Source organism: Sphingobium sp. SJ10-10, from assembly GCF_036038995.2.
Classification (GTDB): Bacteria; Pseudomonadota; Alphaproteobacteria; order Sphingomonadales; family Sphingomonadaceae; genus Sphingobium.
This window is the reverse complement of sequence record NZ_CP158133.1, coordinates 597,008-619,632: the sequence shown is the minus strand read 5'-3', so window position 1 is coordinate 619,632 and position 22,625 is coordinate 597,008. Positions and strand designations below refer to the sequence as shown.

20 protein-coding genes and 1 pseudogene are annotated in these 22,625 nt (G+C 62.2%); 6 read left to right on the top strand and 15 right to left on the bottom strand.

Features of this window, described 5'->3' with window-relative positions; all coding sequences use genetic code 11:
• Positions 1–530: 530 nt before the first annotated feature.
• The 3 genes from VVT58_RS18415 to VVT58_RS18405 all read right to left on the bottom strand — a co-directional run bounded on the left by VVT58_RS18415 (position 531) and on the right by VVT58_RS18405 (position 4,726).
• A complete protein-coding gene (locus tag VVT58_RS18415) occupies positions 531–1,460 on the bottom strand; it encodes a hypothetical protein (protein WP_327752385.1) in 930 nt (309 codons plus the stop codon).
• A 1,398-nt stretch (positions 1,461–2,858) separates the two neighbouring features.
• Positions 2,859–3,686, bottom strand: coding sequence for a MucR family transcriptional regulator (locus tag VVT58_RS18410; RefSeq protein WP_327752384.1), 828 nt, complete (start codon positions 3,684–3,686; stop codon positions 2,859–2,861).
• Positions 3,687–4,450: 764 nt separating this feature from the next.
• On the bottom strand, positions 4,451–4,726 hold the full coding sequence (locus VVT58_RS18405; RefSeq protein WP_013849042.1) for an HU family DNA-binding protein: 276 nt from the start codon (positions 4,724–4,726) through the stop codon (positions 4,451–4,453).
• A gap of 473 nt (positions 4,727–5,199) precedes the next feature.
• On the opposite strand from VVT58_RS18405, the gene VVT58_RS18400 reads away from it, so the two are divergent.
• The 5 genes from VVT58_RS18400 to VVT58_RS18380 all read left to right on the top strand — a co-directional run bounded on the left by VVT58_RS18400 (position 5,200) and on the right by VVT58_RS18380 (position 11,910).
• Complete coding sequence (locus VVT58_RS18400) at positions 5,200–6,867, top strand: ShlB/FhaC/HecB family hemolysin secretion/activation protein (protein ID WP_405053755.1); 1,668 nt, start codon at positions 5,200–5,202, stop codon at positions 6,865–6,867.
• A 48-nt stretch (positions 6,868–6,915) separates the two neighbouring features.
• Positions 6,916–7,476: a 2OG-Fe(II) oxygenase gene (locus VVT58_RS18395; RefSeq protein ID WP_327752379.1), complete on the top strand. Its 561-nt coding sequence runs from the start codon at positions 6,916–6,918 to the stop codon at positions 7,474–7,476.
• Positions 7,477–8,135: 659 nt separating this feature from the next.
• Entirely contained in the window at positions 8,136–9,404 is a 1,269-nt protein-coding gene (locus VVT58_RS18390) for a hypothetical protein (RefSeq protein ID WP_327752378.1), read from the top strand.
• A 190-nt stretch (positions 9,405–9,594) separates the two neighbouring features.
• Positions 9,595–10,812 (top strand): autotransporter outer membrane beta-barrel domain-containing protein, encoded by a 1,218-nt coding sequence (locus VVT58_RS18385; RefSeq protein ID WP_327752377.1) that lies wholly within the window; start codon positions 9,595–9,597, stop codon positions 10,810–10,812.
• A 99-nt stretch (positions 10,813–10,911) separates the two neighbouring features.
• Positions 10,912–11,910 carry a ParB/RepB/Spo0J family partition protein gene (locus VVT58_RS18380; RefSeq protein WP_066562124.1) on the top strand — a complete coding sequence of 333 codons (999 nt, stop codon included), beginning with the start codon at positions 10,912–10,914 and terminating at the stop codon, positions 11,908–11,910.
• Between the two features lie 94 nt (positions 11,911–12,004).
• On the opposite strand, the gene VVT58_RS18375 is transcribed toward VVT58_RS18380, so the two are convergent.
• The 12 genes and pseudogenes from VVT58_RS18375 to VVT58_RS18320 form a co-directional block, all read right to left on the bottom strand.
• Positions 12,005–12,331, bottom strand: a complete 327-nt coding sequence (locus VVT58_RS18375; protein ID WP_066562126.1) for a cytochrome C — start codon at positions 12,329–12,331, stop codon at positions 12,005–12,007.
• Positions 12,328–13,533 carry a molybdopterin-dependent oxidoreductase gene (locus tag VVT58_RS18370; RefSeq protein WP_350339857.1) on the bottom strand — a complete coding sequence of 402 codons (1,206 nt, stop codon included), beginning with the start codon at positions 13,531–13,533 and terminating at the stop codon, positions 12,328–12,330. The genes VVT58_RS18375 and VVT58_RS18370 overlap by 4 nt, the downstream gene beginning before the upstream one ends.
• A 104-nt stretch (positions 13,534–13,637) precedes the next feature.
• Positions 13,638–14,561, bottom strand: a complete 924-nt coding sequence (epsC, locus tag VVT58_RS18365) for a serine O-acetyltransferase EpsC (protein WP_327752376.1) — start codon at positions 14,559–14,561, stop codon at positions 13,638–13,640.
• A 217-nt stretch (positions 14,562–14,778) separates the two neighbouring features.
• Positions 14,779–15,549 carry a 3-oxoadipate enol-lactonase gene (pcaD, locus tag VVT58_RS18360; RefSeq protein WP_066562136.1) on the bottom strand — a complete coding sequence of 257 codons (771 nt, stop codon included), beginning with the start codon at positions 15,547–15,549 and terminating at the stop codon, positions 14,779–14,781.
• A gap of 2 nt (positions 15,550–15,551) precedes the next feature.
• Positions 15,552–15,869: a 2Fe-2S iron-sulfur cluster-binding protein gene (locus VVT58_RS18355; protein WP_066562138.1), complete on the bottom strand. Its 318-nt coding sequence runs from the start codon at positions 15,867–15,869 to the stop codon at positions 15,552–15,554.
• Between the two features lie 35 nt (positions 15,870–15,904).
• Positions 15,905–16,129, bottom strand: a pseudogene (locus VVT58_RS18350) (CoA-transferase); the annotation flags it as partial.
• Between the two features lie 39 nt (positions 16,130–16,168).
• On the bottom strand, positions 16,169–16,954 hold the full coding sequence (benD, locus tag VVT58_RS18345; protein WP_327752375.1) for a benzoate diol dehydrogenase BenD: 786 nt from the start codon (positions 16,952–16,954) through the stop codon (positions 16,169–16,171).
• A 10-nt stretch (positions 16,955–16,964) separates the two neighbouring features.
• Positions 16,965–17,480 carry a benzoate 1,2-dioxygenase small subunit gene (benB, locus tag VVT58_RS18340; RefSeq protein ID WP_327752374.1) on the bottom strand — a complete coding sequence of 172 codons (516 nt, stop codon included), beginning with the start codon at positions 17,478–17,480 and terminating at the stop codon, positions 16,965–16,967.
• The gene (locus VVT58_RS18335; protein WP_327752373.1) at positions 17,477–18,832 is read right to left on the bottom strand and encodes a Rieske 2Fe-2S domain-containing protein; all 1,356 of its coding nucleotides are present in this window, start codon (positions 18,830–18,832) and stop codon (positions 17,477–17,479) included. Before VVT58_RS18335 ends, benB begins: the two co-directional genes overlap by 4 nt.
• 27 nt (positions 18,833–18,859) lie before the next feature.
• On the bottom strand, positions 18,860–19,780 hold the full coding sequence (locus VVT58_RS18330) for a dioxygenase (protein ID WP_327752371.1): 921 nt from the start codon (positions 19,778–19,780) through the stop codon (positions 18,860–18,862).
• A gap of 29 nt (positions 19,781–19,809) precedes the next feature.
• Positions 19,810–20,100, bottom strand: coding sequence for a muconolactone Delta-isomerase (gene catC, locus VVT58_RS18325; protein WP_327752370.1), 291 nt, complete (start codon positions 20,098–20,100; stop codon positions 19,810–19,812).
• Between the two features lie 5 nt (positions 20,101–20,105).
• Positions 20,106–21,263: a muconate/chloromuconate family cycloisomerase gene (locus VVT58_RS18320; RefSeq protein ID WP_327752369.1), complete on the bottom strand. Its 1,158-nt coding sequence runs from the start codon at positions 21,261–21,263 to the stop codon at positions 20,106–20,108.
• Between the two features lie 110 nt (positions 21,264–21,373).
• On the opposite strand from VVT58_RS18320, the gene VVT58_RS18315 reads away from it, so the two are divergent.
• Positions 21,374–22,297 (top strand): LysR family transcriptional regulator, encoded by a 924-nt coding sequence (locus VVT58_RS18315; RefSeq protein ID WP_327752413.1) that lies wholly within the window; start codon positions 21,374–21,376, stop codon positions 22,295–22,297.
• The last annotated feature ends 328 nt before the right edge of the window (positions 22,298–22,625 follow it).

The following is a 22,625-nucleotide window of genomic DNA, read 5'->3' as shown; positions in this document are numbered from 1 at the left end:
TATGCGTTCTCATGCTTGAGATTCAGACAGACCTCCGTTTCGGCTATTCATCAGCGCTCCGCCTACAAATCCATGGCCGATCCGCGCCTTCAAACCCGCTCGACGAAGCGGTAGGCAAGAAGCGTTCCCGAAGTGTCGGGTTATACCGATAGCAAAGCCAGCCCATGGTCCAGCCGCTCTCCACTCACTCCGCCTGCCGCTGATTTTGAACCTCCTTTCCGGCACCCTTGGCGAATATGATTCAATCTCCAGAACCCCGCCGGCGCAAAACAGCGTCCTTCGACATTCCAGGAACAAGGGTCGCTCCATCAGGAACGTTTTCCCGACATTTCGGGAACGGCATCTCCGACATTTCGGGAACGAACCATCGACCTTATGGGAACGCACCCTGGAACCCGACTCGTGCGATTGCTGCGATTCGCGCGGGATAGCGCGACCTCTAACTCTTTAACTTAACTAGAAACCTTATAACTACAGGGAGATATATGTTCTGGAATTGAGTTGGATAGGCTCTCAAAGGCCCATTCACTCTAACCGGCCTTCGTCAGCTTTTCGACCTGCGCCACCAGCTTCGTCGCACCCTGGTGGGAGATCCCCAGCAACCGGGCGACCGCCGTCTTGCGGAGGCCCGGATAGGCCAATTCCAGACGCATAAGTAAAGGCGCCTTGCTCCGCCGCGTCACCGTCAATTCGGCTGGCAGACGCGCCAGCTTCGCCTCCAGCCGGTCCAGTTCAGTCAACCCCTGTCCCGCCTGGCGAGCGACCATGGCAGCGATCTGCCCCGTCAATAGATCAACATCATCCGGCAGGAACCGCGGCAAGGCGACCAACGAGGGCAAGCGGCGCAAGCTCAGCCCGGTCGCCGCAAACGCGCCAGGAAGATGGCAAGCGAGAATCCATCCCATGTCGAACCGCCGCGGCTCGATACGCCATTGTCGCCCGTCCACGGTGGTCACCAGCTGGCCTTCGGTGACTGGCGTGTCGAGGCTCGCTCGAGCGTCGATCAGGCGCTGAGCGATCGCGTGAAAGGAAACTGTAGGGTAGGGCGCCTCCAACAGCATCTGGGCCATGCGCCAGGCAGGGCCGAAGCGCACCAAGTCCTCGGCCGCCCATAGATCGGCTTCCTTCCGGTCGTCGAGCAGGGTTCGGGATATATTGAGCGTCGCCCGAACGATCGGATCATCCCCATCCGTCGCGGAAAGGGCGAAATGGAACAAAGCCGCGATCGATAAAGGATCGTTCAGCCCCTCGCTATGCCGGGGCGGCGGCGTTCGTCCGCAAATCCAGTTTTGAAGGTCGGTAACCCCAATGGGAACGCCCGCAAAACTGGCCAGGGCCGCCGCCCCCTTCAATCTAGCCCTGGCTAGCCAAATGTCCGCTGCCGGGCTGTTGCAGAGCCGTCCGTCGAGTCGACCGAGGAGAAGCAGGGCGTGATCCGGTGAAGAAGAAAAATCCTGCATTTTCTAGGCATAGTGCAAGAAGCCCTACAACTAAAGAGCATGGTTGGTTGTATTGACTATGAGTCTATCGGAGGGGAAAGGGAGGAGCATGGGAACTATGCCTTGGCGGCGTCCGGCAAGCGGATATCTCCATGCCATAATAACTCCGTCACCGCCAGCCTTTCAATTAACGCTAGATCAGGCGCACGGACAGGGCGACTGCGGTTCTTTGCTAAAAGGACCGGTCGAGATCCAGTGATCGCGCCGTGAAGAGCCTCCTCTGTTGGCAACAAAGGCGGGGAAGGGCGAGAAGAACTATCTGCGCCCGGTCATGGAAGGAGAAACGAGGAATTGCCAATTTGCTCCTAGGAGGCTCGTCAGGCATCGACAGGGCGCTTTTGGCATGCTGCTATGGAAACCTTTCCTTTTCCTTCTCAGGAAGCCTCTGGCGCCGCCTAATTTTTAGGCAGACCAGATTCGAATTTAGAATATTATGCTATGGCGCAGACATCAGAACCCAAGGGTTGAATGTTCGATCGAGGCCAAGCATCGCCGTCCGCAGAAAACAGCCACTCATGAACCGATAAATGGCAAGGCTATGGCATATCTCTGTCGATTCTCCACTCAGTTCGACTTCGGCGGCTGCGTTAAACATTCACACCAAGATCCATTCGCCCGTATGCTGCCATATGTCTTTAAGGGCTTAATTCGCGGGGTTCCTGGCAGCTTCTGGAATATGCGGCAACGCGAGTTTCAAATGTCCCATTGTGTCAGGCGGCGAGCGATCGCTGCGTCAGCACTCCTCTAGACGAAGTCGTATTTGTAGGTCTGTGAGAATTATCCATCCACCAGTTTGTCGGTTTGTATTCGTTAGATATATTGGCCCCGGATTGAGGTCTTATAGCTTCTCCGGGAACAGGGCTAACGCCGAGCAAGCAAGATGAGGTGATTTCACCGGATGCTTATCCGCCTCTTTGGCTGGAAGTGATCAAGCCGCGACTGGATCAATATGCCGGGGATAACAGGCAATTAAATTTTTGAACGAGATGAATACAATATTCGTATTTTATACCACAGTGTTTCGCATCCGCAGAACTGCTCTGAGGGAACGACCTTGTCTTGTGGTCCAAGCATCGTCTCTATGCATCTCGGATCGGAGGGTTTCGACAATCTTGGACACCGGCAATATAAGCAGGGCATTACTTTACAGGCTTAACCAGAGTGACCTCGATCATGGAGAGGTGTCGTTATTGCCGTTTAAAAGTGCGGAGTTGAACAGGGGGCAATCTCATACAAGGCGGTGATCCAAACCAAGTTTAAAGCCACTGTTGATAGCCATGCTCCGGGACAGAAAAACGCCCCAACCAGCAATAGCTGGTTGGGGCGTGATCTTGATCGGCGCTTTAAGAGGCTCGATAATCAGGCCGTTTGAGGCGTAGCCGCTTTGGGGGCAGGCTTTGCAGCCGGTTTTTTCTTGGCGGCCTTGGCAGGCGTTGCTGGCTTGTCACCAGCCGCTGACTTGTCGGCAGGCTTAACCCCTGCCGGAGCTGCATCCTTTTTAGGAGTGGCCGGCGTGGCGATCGACAGGCGCTTGCGCGACGCTGCTGCCTTTGCTGCCGGAGCCTTGGCAGGAACGGTTTTGGCAGCAGGAGCCTTGGCCTCTACGGGCTTCGCGGCAGGAGCCTTCGCTTCGGCCTGTTTTGCTTTTGCTGCTGTGGCCTTCGTGTCGGCGGCCTTGGCAGGCGCTTTTGCTGCAGCGGGTTTCCCAGCAGGCGCCGGCTTGGTCACGGCAGTCTTCGGAGCTGCCGGCGCGGCAGCTGGCTCGGGCGCCTTCTTGGCGTTCACCGGCTTGCGGCCAAGACCCAGCTTGGTGGCGACTGCGCGCCGCGCTTCCGAATAGTTGGGCGCGACCAGCGGATAGGATTTCGGCAGGCCATAGCGTTCGCGATAATCATTGGGCGTCAGGCCATGGCTGGCGAGATGGCGCTTCAACGTCTTGTACGGCTTGCCGTCGATCATGCTCAGAATATGATCGGGCGAGGACAAGCTTTTGCGCACGGAAACGGCCGGCGTGTAAGTCGGCGCCGATGCCTCGGCGGGCTTCGCAGCCAGATCATCAGTCAAGGCCAGGCGCGTGGTTCGAATGAGGTCGGCAAGACCTTCGCTCCCGACATTATTGTTGGAGACAAAGGCGCTCACCAGCTGAACAGTGAGCGTCGTGATGTCAGGCTGGTTGTTTTCAGACATTGGCCCCGCTTCCCATCTTTGAGTAATAGAAACGGCCTTTTGCGCGGTTTTGCGTGAAATGTAAATCCGAAACGATTGAAACAGCGCTATTCAGTGCTTTTGTAAAGGAACAAACAACCTTGTTGTTTCGAGATGGCACACAGGCTGGCCACCAAACTTGCCTCTACCAGTCGTCGACTTTCCGGCCGAATTTCGACAGTTCCGGCCCGCTGACGCGATGGTTTGCGCGGGGAAATGCGGGCTGTGGACTATATTCGTTTTCAGCATGACAATGCTGAAAACGAACATGCGGATATTTTGATGCCATGAGATCTATTCCTGTCGAACGCATCCGTTCGGGCGAAAAAAAGGCCGATCTTTCGACCGGCCTATTGAGTTTAGGAGAGGATGCCTGAAAGGCACCCGCCAAATGGCGGTCCGAGCCCATTATGGCAAATACGAAGCGCGGTGATGTGATTGCGTCCGATGCAATCCGGTGCATTCAGCCGGCATCGTGCGCCATTGCGGCACCGCGAGAGCGCAGCCTTCTCGGCGACTTGGCATGGCTCCACACATGACGCCGGGCTTCACCCAGTCTGTCGCGGCGGCAAAGATCAGGGGCTTTTGGAGGAGGGGAGGGGCAGGCTCCATCCTGCCGTGATGGCGCGCGCCCCGCCCAAGCGGCAGGGGCGCGCCATTCGATCAAGAAAGGATCTCGCCTGGTCGTCCTGGCCGATCCTTCCGATCTTTTCATCGGCGGCCGATCGTCGCCGCCGAAGACCGGCTTAGCCGTTCAACTGGTCCTTCACGGCCTTCGCCGGGGTGAAGGTCAGCTTCTTGGAAGCGGCGATCTGGATCACGGCGCCCGTCGAAGGATTGCGGCCTTCGCGAGCGGGCTGGTCCTTGACCTTGAACTTGCCAAATCCGTTCAGCGAAACTTCGTCGCCCTTCGCGGCGGCACCGGCGATCGCGGCGAAAACGCCGTCGACATATTTGCGCGCGTCGGCCTTGGTCAGGCCATGATCGGCGGCCAGTGCTTCGGCGAGTTCAGTATTGTTCATGATGATCTCCCTTTCGTGGACGGATGGTCTTAACCTGTCTCTTCGCGCTCAACTAGTCCCTTTGCGACCGGATATCAGCGAAAATCAGCGTTAAAATCGCGTCATTCCGGCTTTTTGGCCCTGAATCGGGCGCGGTCGGCGTCGTTCGGGCGCTTTCCCTCCCGGATCGCGACTCTGTCGCCTGATTTGAGCGGTCCAGGCAAAGGGCTGTTTTCGTCCTCTTAGAACCCCGGCCGGGGGGTGTTGCTCCGGTTTCGCCAAAATGGGCGCAATTGTCGCGACGGCCTGCCGCCGTCCGGTTGCCCGGTGACCGGCAAATGCCCGTTTTCGTCTTTTACGAAAGCTTGCGAATATCACCGATCCGGTCCCGGTTGCAGGTGAAGGCCGCGCCATTTTCTCCCATCCTTCCTTCAGGGCGGCCGCTTTGGCGTCCAAGGTGGCATGGGACGATGTGGCAGCAGATCATGGCGGGGATGACGCTGCGCAAGCGCGCTGCGCGGGGGATTGCGATTGGCCTGGGCCTGATGCTGGCGGCCCCGGCGCTGGCGCAGGATGGGCCGGGGCAAACGGGCACGGCGCCGATCATCGAGCGTGACCGCACGGATCGGCTGGAGCCGCAAATCGCGCCCCCGCCTGCCGCTGCACCCCGTCCGGCGCCGTCGATCGAGGGCGCGCCTGCAGGGGCGTCCGCCAGCTTCGCCGTGCTGACCCGGCTCCATTATAGCGGGACGACGCTGCCCTCCGCGCGGCTGGATGCCGTCACGGCATCCTATATTGGCCAGCCCCTGAGCGGCGAGACGTTGCAGGCGATCGCCAATGCGATCAGTGCCGTTTACGCAAAGAGCGACATTGCCTTCTATTCCGTCTCCATCCCCCCGCAGGTGCCCATCGGCGGCGTCCTGACCATCCGGCTAGTGGAGGGTCAGGTGAGGGATTATCGGCTGGCGGGCATGTCGCCCAGCATGCCGGCCGGCCTGATCGCCGCGCATATGCGCCGTCTGATGCGCGATGCGCCGCTGCGCAAGAGCAGGCTGGAACGGACGCTGTCTCTGCTGCGCGACATTCCGGGGCAGACAGTCGATGCCCGGCTTCGGCAGTCGGGCGCGTCGGGCGACCTTCTGATCGACCTGATCGTCAAGCGCAAGCAAGTGCAGGTCGGGCTGACGATCGACAATAGCGGCGTCAGCAATGTCGTGGATGGCGTGCAGGCGCAGATGTCCGTCACGGTCAACGGCATGGCGCGGGAAGGCGACAGCACACGAATGTCCGGTTATCTGCCCTTCTATCCCGACCGTTATCAATATTATTCGCTCAGCCACAGCACGCCGATCGGCAGCAATGGCCTGACGTTGAGCGCGCAGGCCGCCCATGTGCAGACCCGATCACGCAACAGCAGGACGAAGGGCGAAGCGACACTGGCCGGGCTGACGTTAAGCTATCCCATCTTGCGGTCGGCCAAGTCCAATCTATCGGTCACGGCGTCAGTCGACGGCATCGACAGCGACAATTATTTTCTCGACATCCGCTTTGGCGATTACCGATCGAGGGCGTTGCGTCTGGGCGCATCCTGGTCCCACGCCGATGCGACGAGCGGTTATGCGCTTTCGGCGGTGGTCAGCCAAGGGCTGAATGCGCTGGGCGCCAGACCCTTTGCCGGCTTTTCCGAAACAGGCTTCACCAAGATCAATGTTCAGGCCATCGCAGTGAAGGGGATCAGCCGGAAACTCAGCCTCAGGACTTCGATCAAAGGACAATATTCGAAAGACGATCTGCCAGTAACGGAACGCTTCCCGCTTGGCGGCCGGGGCGCGGGCATGGCCTTCCGCACCGGAACGCTGACGGCGGAACAGGCGGTCGCGGGCAGCGCGGAACTCACATGGTCGCTGCCCGCCCGATCGCCGTTGCTGAAGGCGAGCGCGCTGTTCATTGCCGTCGACGGCGCGCTGGCGCGCAGCACGGCGCGGCCCGTCTATCGTCTCGCGGCGCAGGACTATAGTCTCGCATCGGCCGGGGGTGGGGTACGGCTGGGCCTCGGGCCGAAATGGCGCGTCAGCGCGGAGGTGGCCGTGCCGGTGAAGCGCCCCGATCCGGCCTATAGCCGCAAGGCACGTTTTTTCTTCGGGGTAGGGCGGGCGTTTTGATCCGCCTTTTTGCGAATACGCAAAAACACATGCGCAGGAAGTAAGACGATGAACAATGTGTGGGAGGTTTGGCCGTCAGCGCTGACCGGAGCGGAATGCGACGCGATCGTCAAGCGAGCGGCGCTTTATACGCCGGAAAGCGCGACTGTTGGCTTCGCGCAGGGCGCGCGTAGCGACCATGCCTATCGGTCCTCCACCATAAGCTGGCTGGATGTTCACCGCGACAAGGATATCGTCGACCGCCTGATGCAGTTCATTCATTCGTCCAACCGCACCAATTTCGGGATCGATATCGCAGGGCCGTATGACCTGCAATATACCGAATATCATGGCCGGGCGCAGGGCAAATATGACTGGCATCAGGATGTCTGGCTGGAATCCTCCCGTCCCTTCGACCGCAAGCTGTCGGTGGTGGTGCAATTGTCCGATCCGGAGGACTATGAGGGTGGAGCCTTCGAATTTTTCGGTCTTCAGCAGCCAGGCGTGAATTTCGCGCCGCGGGGCAGCATGTTGATCTTCCCCTCCTTCCTCCAGCATCGCGTCCTGCCCGTGACCAAAGGCGTGCGGCGCAGCCTGGTGAGCTGGGTCGAAGGGCCAAGATGGCGATGAGCTGCCGCTGACGGCCTGATCACTCTCTCCCCTGTCATTTCGATAGACCAACCCGGTTGCCGGCTGAATGCGGCGACCGGAATGCTCGCGCACGGCCCGATGCGCCTATGCGGTCTTCTTGAGCATATCCGGCTAAGCGGCGCTCTATTGAGAGACCGGCCGATGTTCGATTGCGGCATAGTCGCAGCGCGACGTCTATGCCCGCGGCGGGTCCAAGACTGGCGATAGGTGCTTCCACAATAGCGATTACATCCACCTCGACGAAATCGAATGAGAATGAACCGTTCCGGAAGAAAATAGATGAGGGTCGACTTGCTTGTCCAACGGCTCATTTTGCGAATGTGGAGCCTTTGCGAAGGCCAAAAATGAGATGTCGTCGTGAAGTTCCTTATGCTGTAACCGGCTTTGCGCATATGGTGATGTCTTGTTGCGCGCTCTGATGGAACGGATTTGGAACCCGGAATATATTCCAACCAGACCGGTTTCTTCTTGACGAGGCGATAAGGACTGTCCGGCTTAACTTGCCCCTGTTGCGATCTGCTCGCAGAAAAACAGGGAGTCTTGCAATGCCACGTTATGGATCGGTCCGATCGGGAAGGCACTATTTGTTGTGCGCCACGGCGATACCTCTTCTTTTGCTCAGTGCCTGTGCCGATGGAGTGGGGTTTGACATAGGAGCGGGGGGTGGGGGCCAGTCCCCGTCCGGCCCCAGCGGACCCACCGGCCCGACCAACCCCTCCGGCCCGAGTGGCCCCACTGGCCCCAGCGGTCCAACCGGGCCTGCCGGTCCTTCTGGTCCCGGCGGTCCGACTGGTCCCTCCAGCCCGACGGGCCCTGCCGGTCCCACTGGTCCGACCAGCCCGGTCGGCCCCACGGCCAGCGGATCGATCATTGGAGCGTCCGTAGGCAATCTGCCTGTCGTTGGTCCCACCGGCACTGGCTCGCTGATCGGCGTCAATGTGCTGCCGGGTGAAACGCCCGCGACGGGCAGCGTGGCGATGGTCGATCTGCTGACGGGGGATGGCACGGTTGCGCAGGTCGCTCTGCCGACCACCCCCCAAAGCGTGCAGCAGGGTTTGGCGCCCGTAGGCACTCTTGCCGGAACCCTGCTCGGCGCCGCGGCCGGAGGGGCTGTGACGCAACTCACCGACGGTCTTTCACCGACGGTGGCGGCTGTCACCTCCGCCGTTGGCCAGCTCGCCACGCCGCTGCTTGGGACAGTCAACGGGGCGCTGTCGCCCGCCACTGATCCGCTGGTTGGTGACAATGGCGTTCTCGCCCCTGTGACAGGGTTGGTCGAAAATGCGGTCGGCGGCCTGACGGGCGTGCTGGGCGGCGTCGGCGGGGATCCCTCCGCCGCGCCGGGCGGGCCGCTCGTCGGCGCGAATGTCGGCGGCAATGCGCTGACCGGCGCCCCCACTGCCGATACGCTGGTCGGGGTCAATCTGCTGCCATCCGAAGGCGGGGCGGTGGCCGGACAATTGGCAACGGTCGGTATCCTGTCGCAGGGCAATCTGGTCGATGTGGCCGTGCCGACGACGGCTGCCGGGGTCGAGGCTGGATTGCAGCCGGTCGGCAATCTCGCAGGCGGCATTTTGGGACCGCAAGCTGGAACGACCGTCAACCAGGTTACTGGCGCAGTAGCTCCCGTGGTCGCGACCGTCACCAGCACGGTCGACAGCGTCGCCGCGCCGCTGCTCGACACCGTCAACAGCCTGGCCCCAACGCTGCCCGGAGGAGAGAGCGGGGGGCCGCTCGCGCCGGTAACGGGCGTGGTTGACGGCCTGCTGGGCGCGGGACAGGGGACCGGCGATGCCCTTGCCCCCGTCACGGGCCTGTTGAACGACGCTCTCACCCCGGCGACCGGATCGGGCCAGACGACCGCTCCTGTGACCGGCCTGCTCGGCGGACTGCTTGGAGGCAACTGACGCTGGTGCGCGGTCCGGCATGGTCCTCATGCATGGCGGACTGCGCGCCGACGATGCTCTCCCCCATTAGCCCCCGGGGGAAGGGCGGGGGCGAGGAGGCAGTGGGCGCACTGCCTCCTCAAACCCTCAAGCGCCAGGCCGGGAGGCTTTTGCGCACACGCAAAAATTTTCGCCAAAGGGGAATTCCATCTTGTCGAACCGTCTTTTTCCGATCCGTCGTTTGATCCAGAGCGTTGTCGCACTGCTGTTGCTCGCTACTCAGCCCGCCATTGCCGGTCCCTATGCGCCCTATGCCGCAACGCCCGGTGAGGCAGCGGTCGGCGCGATGCTGGATGCGATGCCTGGCGCGGCCACCAGCGACCGTGCTGCCATGCTGGCGTCGATCGATGCCCTGCCGACGGCGACGGCGCGGGCCGATGCGCTGGGTCAGCTTTCGCCGCGCAGCTATTCCCTGCTGCCCCGCCTGTCGATCCAGTCGATGGACGCCGCCGACCGCGAGATCCGCTCCTGGCTTGCCGAGCGACGCAGCATCGCCATCGACGCGCCCGCCAGCGTTCCGGTGAGCGGCGATCGCACCATCACCATGATGCTGACCGGCGGCGTCAAGCAGGCGACATATAAAGGCCGCATCGACCGGCCGGAGGTGGAGTCCGACAGCCGGTCGCTGCGCTTCGCCATCGACGTGAAGCCGGTGCGCGGCCTGATCATCGGCGCGTCGCTGGGCATTGACGGCATCGATGCCCAACTCGATCCGGCGCAGCGCCCGCGCATCAGCCAGTTCAACAGCATGATCGGTCCCTATGTCAGCTATAGCAACGGCCGTTTCTACGCCGATGCGACGGCATCCTATACGCTGTCCGAATATAAGTTGCGGCGCCAGATCGGCTGGCCGGGCTTTACCGGCCGGATGGTGGCGCCGGTCGATGGCGACGGCTGGGCTGCTTCGGGCGAAGCGGGCGCCATGGTTCGCGCAGGGGCGGTCCGGATACAGCCCTTTGCCGGTCTGCATTACCGCTATGCCGATGTGAGCGGCTTTAAGGAAAATGGCGCCGGCGCCGCGCTTGAGGTGGCCGCGTTCCGCACCAAATCGCTGCGCGGCGCGTTAGGCGCGCGCGCTTCCGTCAATGTGGCGAAGGGCGGCTGGACGCTGCGCCCCTCGGTTGAGGCGCAATGGCAGCGCGAATTGCGCAGCCGGCCCGACAGTCGGATCGAGGCCCGCTTCGCCACTCGTGACTTGCCGATCTTCACGCTACGCCCCACGCGGCTGGCGCGCGATGCGGGCCTGGTCAATGCCGGGATCAGCGCAACCTGGAACAGCCGCACGTCCGTCCGGCTGGGTTATGCGGGCGAGTTCAGCTCCGACCGCCACGTCCATGCCGCGACGCTGACAGTGGGCCGCCGCTTCTAGGGAGGGCAACGGATTGCTCCAAAACGAACCGGGTTTTCCGTCACAACCGCGCTTATCCGGCTATTGCGCACCCATGCTACGCAAAAAAGGGAGTGATCCATGGCCCGCTTTATCCGCGACATATTGGCGACCCTCGCCCATGAGCCCGCCGCCAAAGCCCCCGCCGATGAGGAGCAACTGAGCCGTCTCGACGAACGACTGGCGCATTTTGCGGACAAGGGCGCGGGATCGCGGGGGGCGATTTCGGTCCAGCCGGACGAATGTTCGGTCTGGGACGGCAATCCGCGTGACCAGCCGGGCCTGACCGCCGATAGTTGTCGCTCGCTGATCGATTCCATCGCCAGCGAGGGCGGGAACCGCATTCCCGTTCTGGTGCGCCTCAATCCGCCGGGTTCGGACCGGCCCTATCAGCTTCTGGTCGGCAGCCGCCGCCGTTTCGCGGTGGACTGGCTCAACCATAATGGGCGGCCGGAATTGCGACTGGCGGCTTTGGTCGTCGACCTGTCCGACGAGGAAGCCTTCCGCCTGGCCGATATCGAAAATCGCGAGCGGGCGGACATCAGCGAACTGGACCGGGCGCGCAGTTATCAGCATGCGGTCGACCGCTTCTATGGCGGGGTGCAATCGCGCATGGCCGAGGCGCTGAATCTGTCGAACAGCCAGTTGAGCCGCTTGCTCGCTTTGGCGCAATTGCCCGAGGAGGTGGTCAATGCCTTCGCCACCAAGGACGAATTGCGGGTGCGCTATTCGGAACTGCTGACCCCGCTGTTGCGCCGCCACGACCAGCGCGGGCGGATGATTGCCGAAGCGCAACTGATCGGGGAGCAACAGCAGGCGCTCGCCCGCGAAGGCGATCGCATGATCCCGCCTGCCACGGTGCTGGCGCGGCTGCGCGAAGCCGCCATGCCCCAAGCGCCGGAGGAAACCCGCGACATTGCGATCATCGCGGGCGGCGCGCGCATCGGTCGCGCCAAGCCCGGCCGCAGCGGCGCCCTGACGATCGACCTCAGCATATCGGAGGATGCCGATCTGGACGAGTTGCTGGCCCGGCTGCGTGAAACCATCGTCGCGGTACGCGCTGCTCCGATGGTGGCCTAGGCTGCGCCGATAGCAGGGCTAAGGTGCCGACCGCCGTTATACCGAGCGAGGTGGGCAGACTTTGCGTACACGCAAAACCGATGAGGCTTCATCCTCAAGGATTGGAACGGGACGGGGCGGCGGTGTCCTTCTGACCATAGGTGGCAGCAAGATAGGCGGCGATGCGTGCCGCATCAGCGGGTTCGATCGGCGCGCCATAGACCTTGACCATCTTGGTTACGCTGTCGTTCCAGAACTGCGCGCCCTTGCCGCGAGGCTGGCTGGTTACATAGTCCAGCGAGTGACAGGCGGAGCAAGTCGTTGCCGCCAATTCCACATCGGGACCGGGCAGCAGGGCGATCGGCCGCTCGTCAGGCAGTCGATAGCCCGCTGCGGCTGCGCCGGTGGCAAAGAGCAGGGCGATGGGGAGCAGCGCTTTCATAGGGCGACGATCTCCACGGCTTCGACGACGTTGCGCATATAGCCGGCGGGTTGCCAGCGGGGCTCCAACGGCTGGACCTCTCCCGACCGGCTGGTGGCGCGGACCAGAATGCGGTGGCGGCCGGGTGGCAGGCTTTGCGACAATTGCCAGGGGCGGAAGCTGTAACGGCCCAGATCCTCGCCCAGTGCCGCCTGCTGCCAGCTTTGGCCGCCATCGGACGATATGTCGACGCGTGCAATCCCTGTCCCGCCGTCGAAGGCGATGCCCGACAGCAACATCGGTCTTCCCGCGGCGATCTGCGCGTTGGGCGCATGGCTGGTGAGAAAGGAGCGGATGTTGAGGCGGCCGATCGGACGGGTCTTGTCGGGCTTGCCGCCGGGCGTCACGCAAGCACAGTCATTGTCGGGAATACGATAGGCCGTCTTCATCCAATAGCCGTCATAAGCCGCATCGACGACGTTGATCTCATTCAGATGCTTGACCCAATAGGTGCCGTAATGCCCCGGCACGACCAATCGCAGCGGATAGCCGTTGAGAAAGGGCAGGTCGGCACCGTTCATCGCCCAGGCGACCATCACCTCGCCGTCGCGGGCATGGTCGATATCCAGCGCCTTGATGAAATCGGGAACGCCCTCAGCTTGGGGATTGTCGAGGCCGTTGAAGGTCACTTGCCGGGCGCCCGCCCGAACGCCTGCTCGATCGAGCAGAGCGCGCAGCGGAACGCCGCGCCAGCGGGCATTGCCCATTGCGCCATTGCCAAGCTGGCCACCGCCGACCCGCGGTTCGAAAAAGCCGCGCCCATTGCCGGAACATTGGTTGACCGCGACGATTTCCTGGACCGGGAAGTCGCGCTTCAATTCCGTGAGCGAGAGGGAGAGCGGCCTGTCGACATGCCCCCCGATCGCAAGCCGGAACTGCCGCGCATCGATGGCGAGCGGCAGGTCCGAAAGATGATAGCGCACGAAAAAGGCGTCATTGGGCGTGATCGGCCCTTCGTTGAACAGCGCCAAAGGCGTCTCGAGCTGTGGTGGCCGGGTGGTGAGACGGATGAGCGGACGCTTTTGCGGATAGCGGACAAGGAGACGCTCGCCATTGGCGAAGGGCAGGGTGATGTGCCCTTCGTCCGCCCGGGCCCAAAGGGATGTCGGCCATAACGCGCCCGCCATGGCCGTGATGAGTCCGCGCCGGTTAATGCTTTCCATGCTTCGTCCTCCCATTATGGCTGTCCGGTCGTGGACCAACTTTCCTGCTGACGATCGAAAGCCGGCGATATGGTGCGCAGGCTGGCCTCGTCTCTTTTTTGCGCCTATCGAATTTGACGGATCGTCGGGGCGGGCGCTTCGACGATGCTTCCTGGTGGGACATCCTGCCGGAGCCAGAGATTGCCGCCGATGCGGGAGCCCGCGCCGATCTTCACCCGCCCGATGACGCTGGTATTGGCATGGATGACGACATCGTCTTCGATGATGGGATGCCGCAAAATATCGTGACGGCCCTCGACATCCGGATCGCCGCCAAGCGTGACGCCCTGATAGAGCCGCACCCGGTCCCCGATGATCGTCGTTTCCCCGATCACGACGCCCGTTCCATGATCGATGAAGAAGCTGCGGCCAATGGTCGCGCCGGGATGGATGTCGATCCCCGTGCGTTCATGCGCAATCTCCGCGATGACCCGGGCCACAAGCGGCGCGCCCAATGTGTAGAGAAGATGGGCGATGCGATGATGGATCACGGCGGTCAGCGACGGATAGGCGAGCAGCACTTCATCCACGCTGCGCGCAGCGGGATCGGCGGCGTAGCCCGCCTCCACATCGGTATCGAGCAGGCGGCGGATGGTCGGCAGCCAGGCGGCGAATATGCCGATCGTCCGATCGACATCGATCGCAATGGCCTGCTGATCGCTGTCGGGTTCGTGATAGCCGCGTTCCAGCCTGATCTGCGCGGCGAGCTGCGACAGCGTGGATTCCAGAGCGGCCGCCACATAATTATTCTCATTCTGGGCGGTCAGTTCCGGCGGGCCGAAACGCAGCGGGAAAAGGGCGATCGCCAACTCGCGGGAGATGCGTTGAAGCGCCTGGCGTGAAGGAAAATAGACGCCCTGTTCGGCGTGGCGCGCATGCCCGGCGCGCCAGTCCAGCCGCGCCTGGAGCAGCCCCTCGACGACGAGGTCGATCTGCCGGGGGAATTCGATGCCTTTGTCGGACGGTGCATGTTCGAATGTAATGTTCATTTTGCTTCCGGATGAAAACCCAAGGCCGCCTATATCTACCATTAAGATAGTAAAAAGGAGAGGGTTTATCCATTGTCGGGTGAAGCTCTGGTTTCAGCCGCCATTTCCCGGAGCCGGTCGAGGCAGGCGACGGCAATTTTCCGCCCAAGGCATCGTCCAGCGGTAGCAGAATGTTCTGGAAGCGGGGCGCCCGCTCCTCGCCGGACATGCCGATGTGTCAGCTTTCCAGGAAAGAGAGAATCACCCCCGCCAGCGCCTCAGGCGCTTCCAGCGGCGCGAGGTGCGCGGCCTCCAGCAATATATGTGTCGCGCCGGGGATGCGTGCGACCAGATGTTCGCCATGGCCAGCGAACGGCGTCGATGTATCGCGGGCGCCGGTGACGACGCGCGTGGGGCAGGCAATTCCCGCGATCCGATCGGCCAAATCCATGTCGCGGATCGCCGCGCCGCATCCGGCATAGCCTTGCGGGTCCATGGCGATGAGTTGGCGGCGCACGGCCTCGAAAACGGCTGGTTCGGCGGCATCGGACAGGAAACGCCCCATGGCAAGGTCGGCGATGGCGGCCATGCCCTCGCCCCTCACCTTGGCGATGCGGTCGTTCCAGGATGCGCCGTCCATCGTCGCCGAGGTGCAGATGGGCAGCAGCTTCTCGATCCGGCCGGGCGCCCCCAGGGCGAGTTCCATCCCGACCATGCCGCCCAGAGACACGCCCGCAAGCGAGAAACGATCAAGGCCGGCGGCATCGGCAACCGCCAGCACATCGTTTGCCAGCATCGCCAGCGAATAATCGCCCGGATCGGCGGTGGATGCGCCATGGCCACGCATGTCGATCCGCAACAAGGCGAAGCGGCTCCGCAGATGGGGCAGCAGCGCGTCCCAGAGGTCCATGTCGGTCCCGATCGAATTGAGCAGGATGAGCGCAGGAGCATCGTCGCGTCCGTCGACTTTCCAGTAGAGGCGGGCGCCGGGGCGCTGGGTGAAGGCCATGCTCAGTCCTCCGGCGCGATAGCGACGCGCAGGCCATCCAGCGCGGCGGTCATCATGATCTGGCATGACAGGCGTGATCGCGCCATGCGGTGATCGGAGGAGTCGAGCAGATCGTCCTCGTCGCCGCTGGCCGCGCCGACCGCGCCGCTCCAGACCTCATCCACGAATATATGGCAGGTGGCGCAGGAACAGCAGCCGCCGCATAGAGCCAGCAGTTCATCGAAGCCATTGTCGCGAATGGCTTCCATCACGGACACGCCCTCGCGGGCATCGATGCTCGTTTCGTCGCCCGAGCGGTTGATGACGATCAGTTTTGGCACTTCCTATATTCCCGTCTCACTATATTCCCGTCTCAGATCATCTTGCGCACCTGACGGCTTTCCAGCAGCATCCACAGGCCAAAGCCGTCCGCCCCCGCATTGTTGGAGATGACGGTCAGGTTCTTCACGCCCGAGGCCCGGATTTCGGGGATCAGGCTCTCGGGATTGCCCGAGAGCCCGAACCCGCCCGACATGATCGTCATGCCGTCGAACAACAGGCCTTCCAGTGCGACCCGAGGGCTGTCGTATATCTTGCGCATTTCCTGGCTCCTTCAGCCGATATCGCCTTCGGCGACTCTTTAACCTATGTCGCCTCCGGCGACGGGCAGGATCGATCCAGTCACATAACTGGCCTCGTCCGAAGCAAGGAAGAGGATCGGCGCGATCTGCTCTTCCAGCGTGCCGTAGCGCTTCATGAAGGCACAGGATGTGACCTGCTCGACCGCCTCCGCCATCCACGCCCGTTCCTGTTCATTGTCGCCTTCCGCATTGCGCGGCACGCGGCGGGCCGGAGCCTGGGTTCCGCCGGGCGCCGTGGCGACGACGCGGATGCCGCTTTCCGCATATTCCATCGCCAGCGCTTGTGTCAGGCCATTGATCCCGCCTTTCGCCGCCGAATAGGGCACGCGTCTTATGCCGCGCGTGGCGTTGGACGAGACATTGACGATCGTACCCGCGCCCTGATCCTGCATTATCGGCAGCACGGCATGGCAGCAGTAAAGCGTCGGCATCAGCGACCGGCGGATTTCCGCGTCGATCTGCGCTGGCTCGAACGCGGCATAGGGCCGCATGCGGATCGCGCCGCCGACATTGTTGATCAGGATGTCGATGCGCCCGAACGACTCTATCGCCGCCGCCACGGCCTGCGCCGCGCCCTCATAGGTTTCAAGGTCGCATTGCACGGACACGGCCTTGCCGCCCGTTGCCATGATCGCCTGCTGGACTTCTGTCACTAAGTCCGCCCGGTCGACGAGGACAAGGCTGGCGCCTTCGGCCGCCGCGCGGGTGGCGACCCCGGCGCCAATGCCCTGCGCCGCGCCGGTCACGACCATGACTTTGTCTGCGAAACGTCCCTGGAAGATCATCGCCCGCGCCTCAGAGATGGTAGATGTCGATGACCTGATGAATATAATCGTCCTTGAGGATGATTGTCTTCTTCAGGATCTTCGGCGTCTCGCCGGTTGTGTCGAGCGTCACGAACGCGGTGCCGAAGAACTGCGCCGTTTGCTGGTAGCGGTGGCTCATCGTGTGCCAGTTGTAGCGCAGGTCGATCGCATCGGCGCGTGTCTCGATCACTTCGACATTGGCGATGAAGTGGGACGTGCGCGCCTCCGGCGTGCTGGCCGATGACCGTTCGGTCTTCAGGCGATAGACGCGGTCTTCCAGCCCCTTACGGTTCGCATAATAGATCAGCGATATCTCGTTATGCGGATCGGTGGTCAGCGCATCGTCGTCCGTCCAGGCCGGCATCCAATATTCGACCTTTTCGCAATAGCATTGCAGCCATTCGTCCCATAAGCGGTCGTCGAGCAGCCGCGCCTCGCGATAGAGAAAGGCACAAATGTTATGATAGGAAAGCGCCACGCGCTCCTTGTCGAGAATGAGGGTCATTCCGCTGCCTCCATCATGGGTGCGGCACCGGCATCCCTGGCCATGCCGTCGAGCATGATCCTGGCCCAATATTCATGCTGGCGCACGAACAGGCCTTCATCCTCGCTACGCTCGCTCGACAGCAGCGGGTTCATGCCCATCGCCTTCGCATTGGCGTCCGGCCCAGCGATCCAGCGGGTCGCGCCACGGCTGAGGTCGTTCCAGAGCGCGCCTGCGCCCTCATAGGCCGACTGGCAACTGCTGAATTCCTCCAGATCATCGGGCGTGCCCATGCCGGTGACGTTGAAGAAATCTTCATATTGGCGGATGCGATGGGCGCGATCTTCGGCGCTCTCACCCATGGGCGCGTAGCAGTAGATGGTCACTTCGGTGGTGTGGACGTCGATTGGCCGCACCACGCGGATCTGGGTCGAGAACTGGTCCATCAGGAACATATTCGGATAGAGCGCCAGATTGCGGGTCTGTTCGAGGATGAACCGCGCCTTGTCCTCGCCCAGCCGATCTACAAGCTGGTCCTTGCGGCTCCAGACCGGACGGACTTCTGGGTTCAGCACCTGCGTCCAGAGCAGGATATGGCCATGTTCGAAGCCATAGACGCCGCTCGAGGGCGCCTTCGACCAGCCATTGGCGTCGACCGCCTTCGTCCCGCCCTCAGCGCGGCGTCCCATGGTCGACTGGTAATTTTCGTGGACGGAACTGACATGATAGCCGTCGCAGCCATTCTCCATCTGCATCTTCCAATTGCCGTGGAAGGTGTAGGTGGAATTGCCGGTCAGCACCTCCAGCCCTTCGGGTGCCTGGTCCACCATCTGGTCGATGATGATCTTCGCCTCGCCCAGATGTTCCTCCAGCGGCAGGACATCATGGCTCAGCGAACCGAAGATGAAGCCGCGATAGCTTTCCACGCGCACGCGGGTCAGGTCGTGCGACCCGTCATGATCGAAGCTGTCGGGATAGGCGCCGCTGCTGGCGTCCTTGGCGCGCAGCAGCTTGCCGTCGGTCTTGAAACTCCAGCCGTGGAAGGGGCAGACGAACAGCGGCTGATTGCCTCGCTTGCGGCGGCAGAGCTTGGCGCCGCGATGGGCGCAGGCATTGACCACGCAATTGAGGCCGCCGTCCTTGGCGCGGTTCAGGATCACCGGAGTATGCCCGATCCAGGTCGTCAAATAGTCGTTCTTGCTGGAGACCTGGCTTTCATGAGCGAGATAGACCCAGTTGCTCTCGAAGATATATTTCATCTCCAGATCGAACAGTTCGGGGTCGGTGAAGACATCCCGGCGGCAGCGGAACAGCCCGGTTTCGGGGTCGTCGACCACGGCGGTCGCGACACGCTGCATCAGATGTTCATGCATGATCCTGTCTCTCGTGTTCCTCAAAGGTCAGGCGACCTCGACTGCCGGTTCGGCCAGCGCCTCGGCGCGGGTGCGGGAGGAAAAGCCCTCGTCACCTTCGCTGACGGCGCGCTGAAGCTGGAAGTCGAAGGCGATAGTGGCCGTATCGCCCTGACGGCTGGGCACCGGAAGCAGACCCTCGCGGGTGCCGAAAGCGAAATCGTCAGCAGCGAAGGGATCATCACCAAAATTGATCTGCGTCGTCAGCGTGCGATAGCCGGGCGCCTCGATGAAGAAATGGACATGCGCCGGGCGGTTGCCATGGCGGCCAAGCGCCTGCATCAACTGGTCGGTCGCGCCGCCCGACGGCACCGAATAGCCGCTCGGCTGCTTCGAATGGAAGGCGTAGCGGCCGTCCTTGCCCAGCTTGATGCGGCGGCGGTTGTTGAACGGGGTCTGCTCGCCGGTCGGGTCGAAATGCGAATACCAGCCCTTCGAATTGGCATGCCAGACATGAACGATTGCATCCTGGACCGGCTCGCCGTCGGGGCCGCTGACGGCGCCGCTCATAGAGAGCGTCTGGGTGCCCTCGTCAGCGTCGACGCTCAGATTGACGTTGCCCTCCACCAGCGGCGCGCCGGCGACATAGAGCGGTCCCTCGATGGTGCGGGGCGTTCCGCCGCCAAGGCCAGCGTCGGCGTCCTTGGCGTCCATATAAAGGTCCAGGAAATGTTCGATGCCCGTTCCCGGCACGATCAGGCCGATCTCCGCCGAACTGTCCGCCAGATATTTCATCGCCAGCCAGAATTCGCTTTCGGAAATATCATGCTCGACGATCAGTTCCATCACGCTTTGCGTGAGGTCGCGCACGATCGCCTTGAGGCGGGGGTTGCCGCCGCTTTCCCCCATGCCGGCGGCGCGGTCGAGCAACTGCTGGATTTCCGGGGTATGTACGAAGCTGATGTCCATTTCATGCTCTCCTATTCGTGGTTCGACGATCAGCGATCGTCGTCATGGATCGATGAGGGGTGGCGGCACAGCGGCGTCACCTTCATGGTCATGAAGGGGTAGAGCGGCAGAGCCATGAGCGTGTCGTGCAGGGCGGCGTTGCTTTCGACGTCAAAGATCGAGACGTTCGAATAAAGGCCGACCTTGCGCCAGATATGGCGCCAGGTGCCGGCGGCCTGGAGTTTCTGGAAACAGGCCTTTTCCTCGGCTTTGATCCGTGCGGCTTCCTGCGGGTCGAAGTCCCGCGGGATGTTGACGTCCATTTCGACCATGAACAGCATGGGTCTCAGGCTCCTGCACTGACGGGGTGGAGACGCGCCGCTTCACGGTCACGCCGGAAGAAGGCGAGCTTGTCCTCGTCAAAGGCGATGCCAAGGCCCGGCCCGGCCGGCACCGCGAGCGAGAAGTCGCCATAGCCAAGCGGCTCGCTCATTATGTTCTCGGTCTGGAGCAGCGGGCCGAACAGTTCCGTGCCCCAGGCGAGATCCGGCAGGGTCGCGAAGACATGCGCCGATGCGATCGTGCCGACCCCGCCCTCCAGCATCGTGCCGCCATAGAGACCGATGCCTGCCGCCGCACCGATGGCGGCAACCTGCGCGGCTGCGAAGAGACCGCCGGACTGCGCAATCTTCAGCGCAAAGACGCTCGCCGCATGGGCCGAGGCAAGGCGCAGCGCGCTGCGCGGGCCATGCAGCGCCTCATCGGCCATCAGCGGCACGGCCTGGGCCTTGGACAAGCGCGCCATGGCGCCCACCGCATCGCCCGCAACCGGCTGCTCGACCAAGTCGCAGCCGACATCATGGAGCATCGCCATGCCGATCTTGGCCTGATCCTCCGACCAGTTCTGATTGACGTCGACGCGCACGCTGGCGCGGCCGCCCAGCGCCTTGCAGATGGCGCCCACATGGGCGACGTCGTCGCGGACCTCATGTTTGCCGATCTTCAGCTTGAAGATCCGGTGACGGCGGCGATCGAGCATCTCCTCGCCCTCCGCGATGTCGCGGGCGGTATCGCCGCTCGCCAGCGTCCAGGCCACGGGCAGGCTGTCGCGAACGCGGCCGCCGCCGATCAGTTCGGAAACCGCGATGCCCAGGCGCTTGCCCGCCATGTCGAGCAACGCGGTCTCAATGGCGCATTTGGCAAAATGATTGCCGCGCACGCACCTGGCCACCTTCGCCATGGTCGCGCCGATTTGCGCAAGATCGCACGTCTTCAGCACGGGGATGATATAGGTGTCGATCGCAGACCTGATGCTTTCGGGGCTTTCCTCGCCATAGCTGAGGCCGCCGATCGTCGTTCCTTCGCCCAGGCCTTCCACTCCGTCCGCGTCCGTCAGGCGGACGATCACCATCGACTGGGCGTGCATGGTGGCCATCGCCAGCACATGCGGCCTGATCGTCGGCACATCGACGATGAAGGTATCAGCTTGGCTCAATGCAGCCATTGCGGCGACTCTCCCAAATGCGTAGGTTTCATGGGATAGATATTCCTCGACAAAGGATCGTTCAAAGATCAATGCGGTCAAGGAACCATACTTTGGAGGTATAGTTCATGATGGATCTGCGCCTTCTGCGCTATTTCGTGGCCGTGGCCGACGAAGGGAATTTCAACCGCGCCGCGGAGCGGCTGCATATCGCCCAGCCGCCGCTGTCGCGCGCGATCCAGCAGTTGGAAGCGCATGTCGGCGCGCCGCTGCTCGACAGGGCGAGCCGGCCGCTACGGCTCACCGATGTAGGCCGGTTGCTGCATGCGCAGGCCTTGCAGTTGCTGGCCCGGATGGAGGATGTCGAGACCATGGTGAAGTCGGCGGCGACCAGCCGACGGCGGCGGCTGGTGATCGGCTTCGTCGCCTCGACCATCTATGCGCGCCTGCCCGAACTGATCCGCGAGTTCCGCAAGGCCGCAGAGAATGTGGAGCTGGTCATGCTCGAAAGCACCACATTGGAGCAGATCGCCGCGTTGAAGGATGGACGCATCGATGTCGGCTTCGGCCGTATCCGCTTCGAGGATCCCGCAGTGCGCCGCATCATCCTGCGCAACGAGAAGCTGGTCGCTGCCTTCCCCGTGGGCCATCCGCTTGCCCATGGCGATGGCCCGATCTCGCTGCGCAACCTCGCGGACGAACCGCAGATCATTTATCCACGCGCACCCCGCCCCAGCTATGCGGATCAGGTCATTTCCCTGTTCCGCGACCATGCCATCGAACCGCGCATCGTCCATGAGGCCCGAGAGCTGCAAATCGCCATCGGCCTGGTCGCCGCGGAAGAAGGCATGGCGATCGTGCCGGAATCGGTCCATCGGGCGCGCAGCCACGATGTCGCCTTCCGCGATCTGGTGGAACCTGCCACCTCGCCTATCATCATGAGCCATCGACCAGGCGATCGCTCGCCCGAACTCGCGCTCATGGCTGCGGTCATCGCCCGTAAATATGCCGAATGGGGATATGAGGTGCCTGCCGCGCTCTGCGAAGAACTGTGAAAATCCGCCTCCAATGCGCTCTTCATGCCTTCCACCTATCCCAGCGGGACTCAATTGGTATTCGGCAGGCGGCTACGCCTCATCGGATTTTCCGATAAATCACAGAGATAAATCGGGAGAGGAATCGATATGGATAATATTGATATAAGTCCTTATATGAATAAATTTGGCTCGAAAGCCTACCTATCAATGTCATAATAAAATGGGTAATTCTTGTTATCGTCGATAGATACGACGTTTTCATTGAAGATTCCGGTTTGCCTCAGCTCACTGAACAATGGTAACTTACGAAATACCGGGATTTGTATCAGTGCTCGTCACCGCAGTT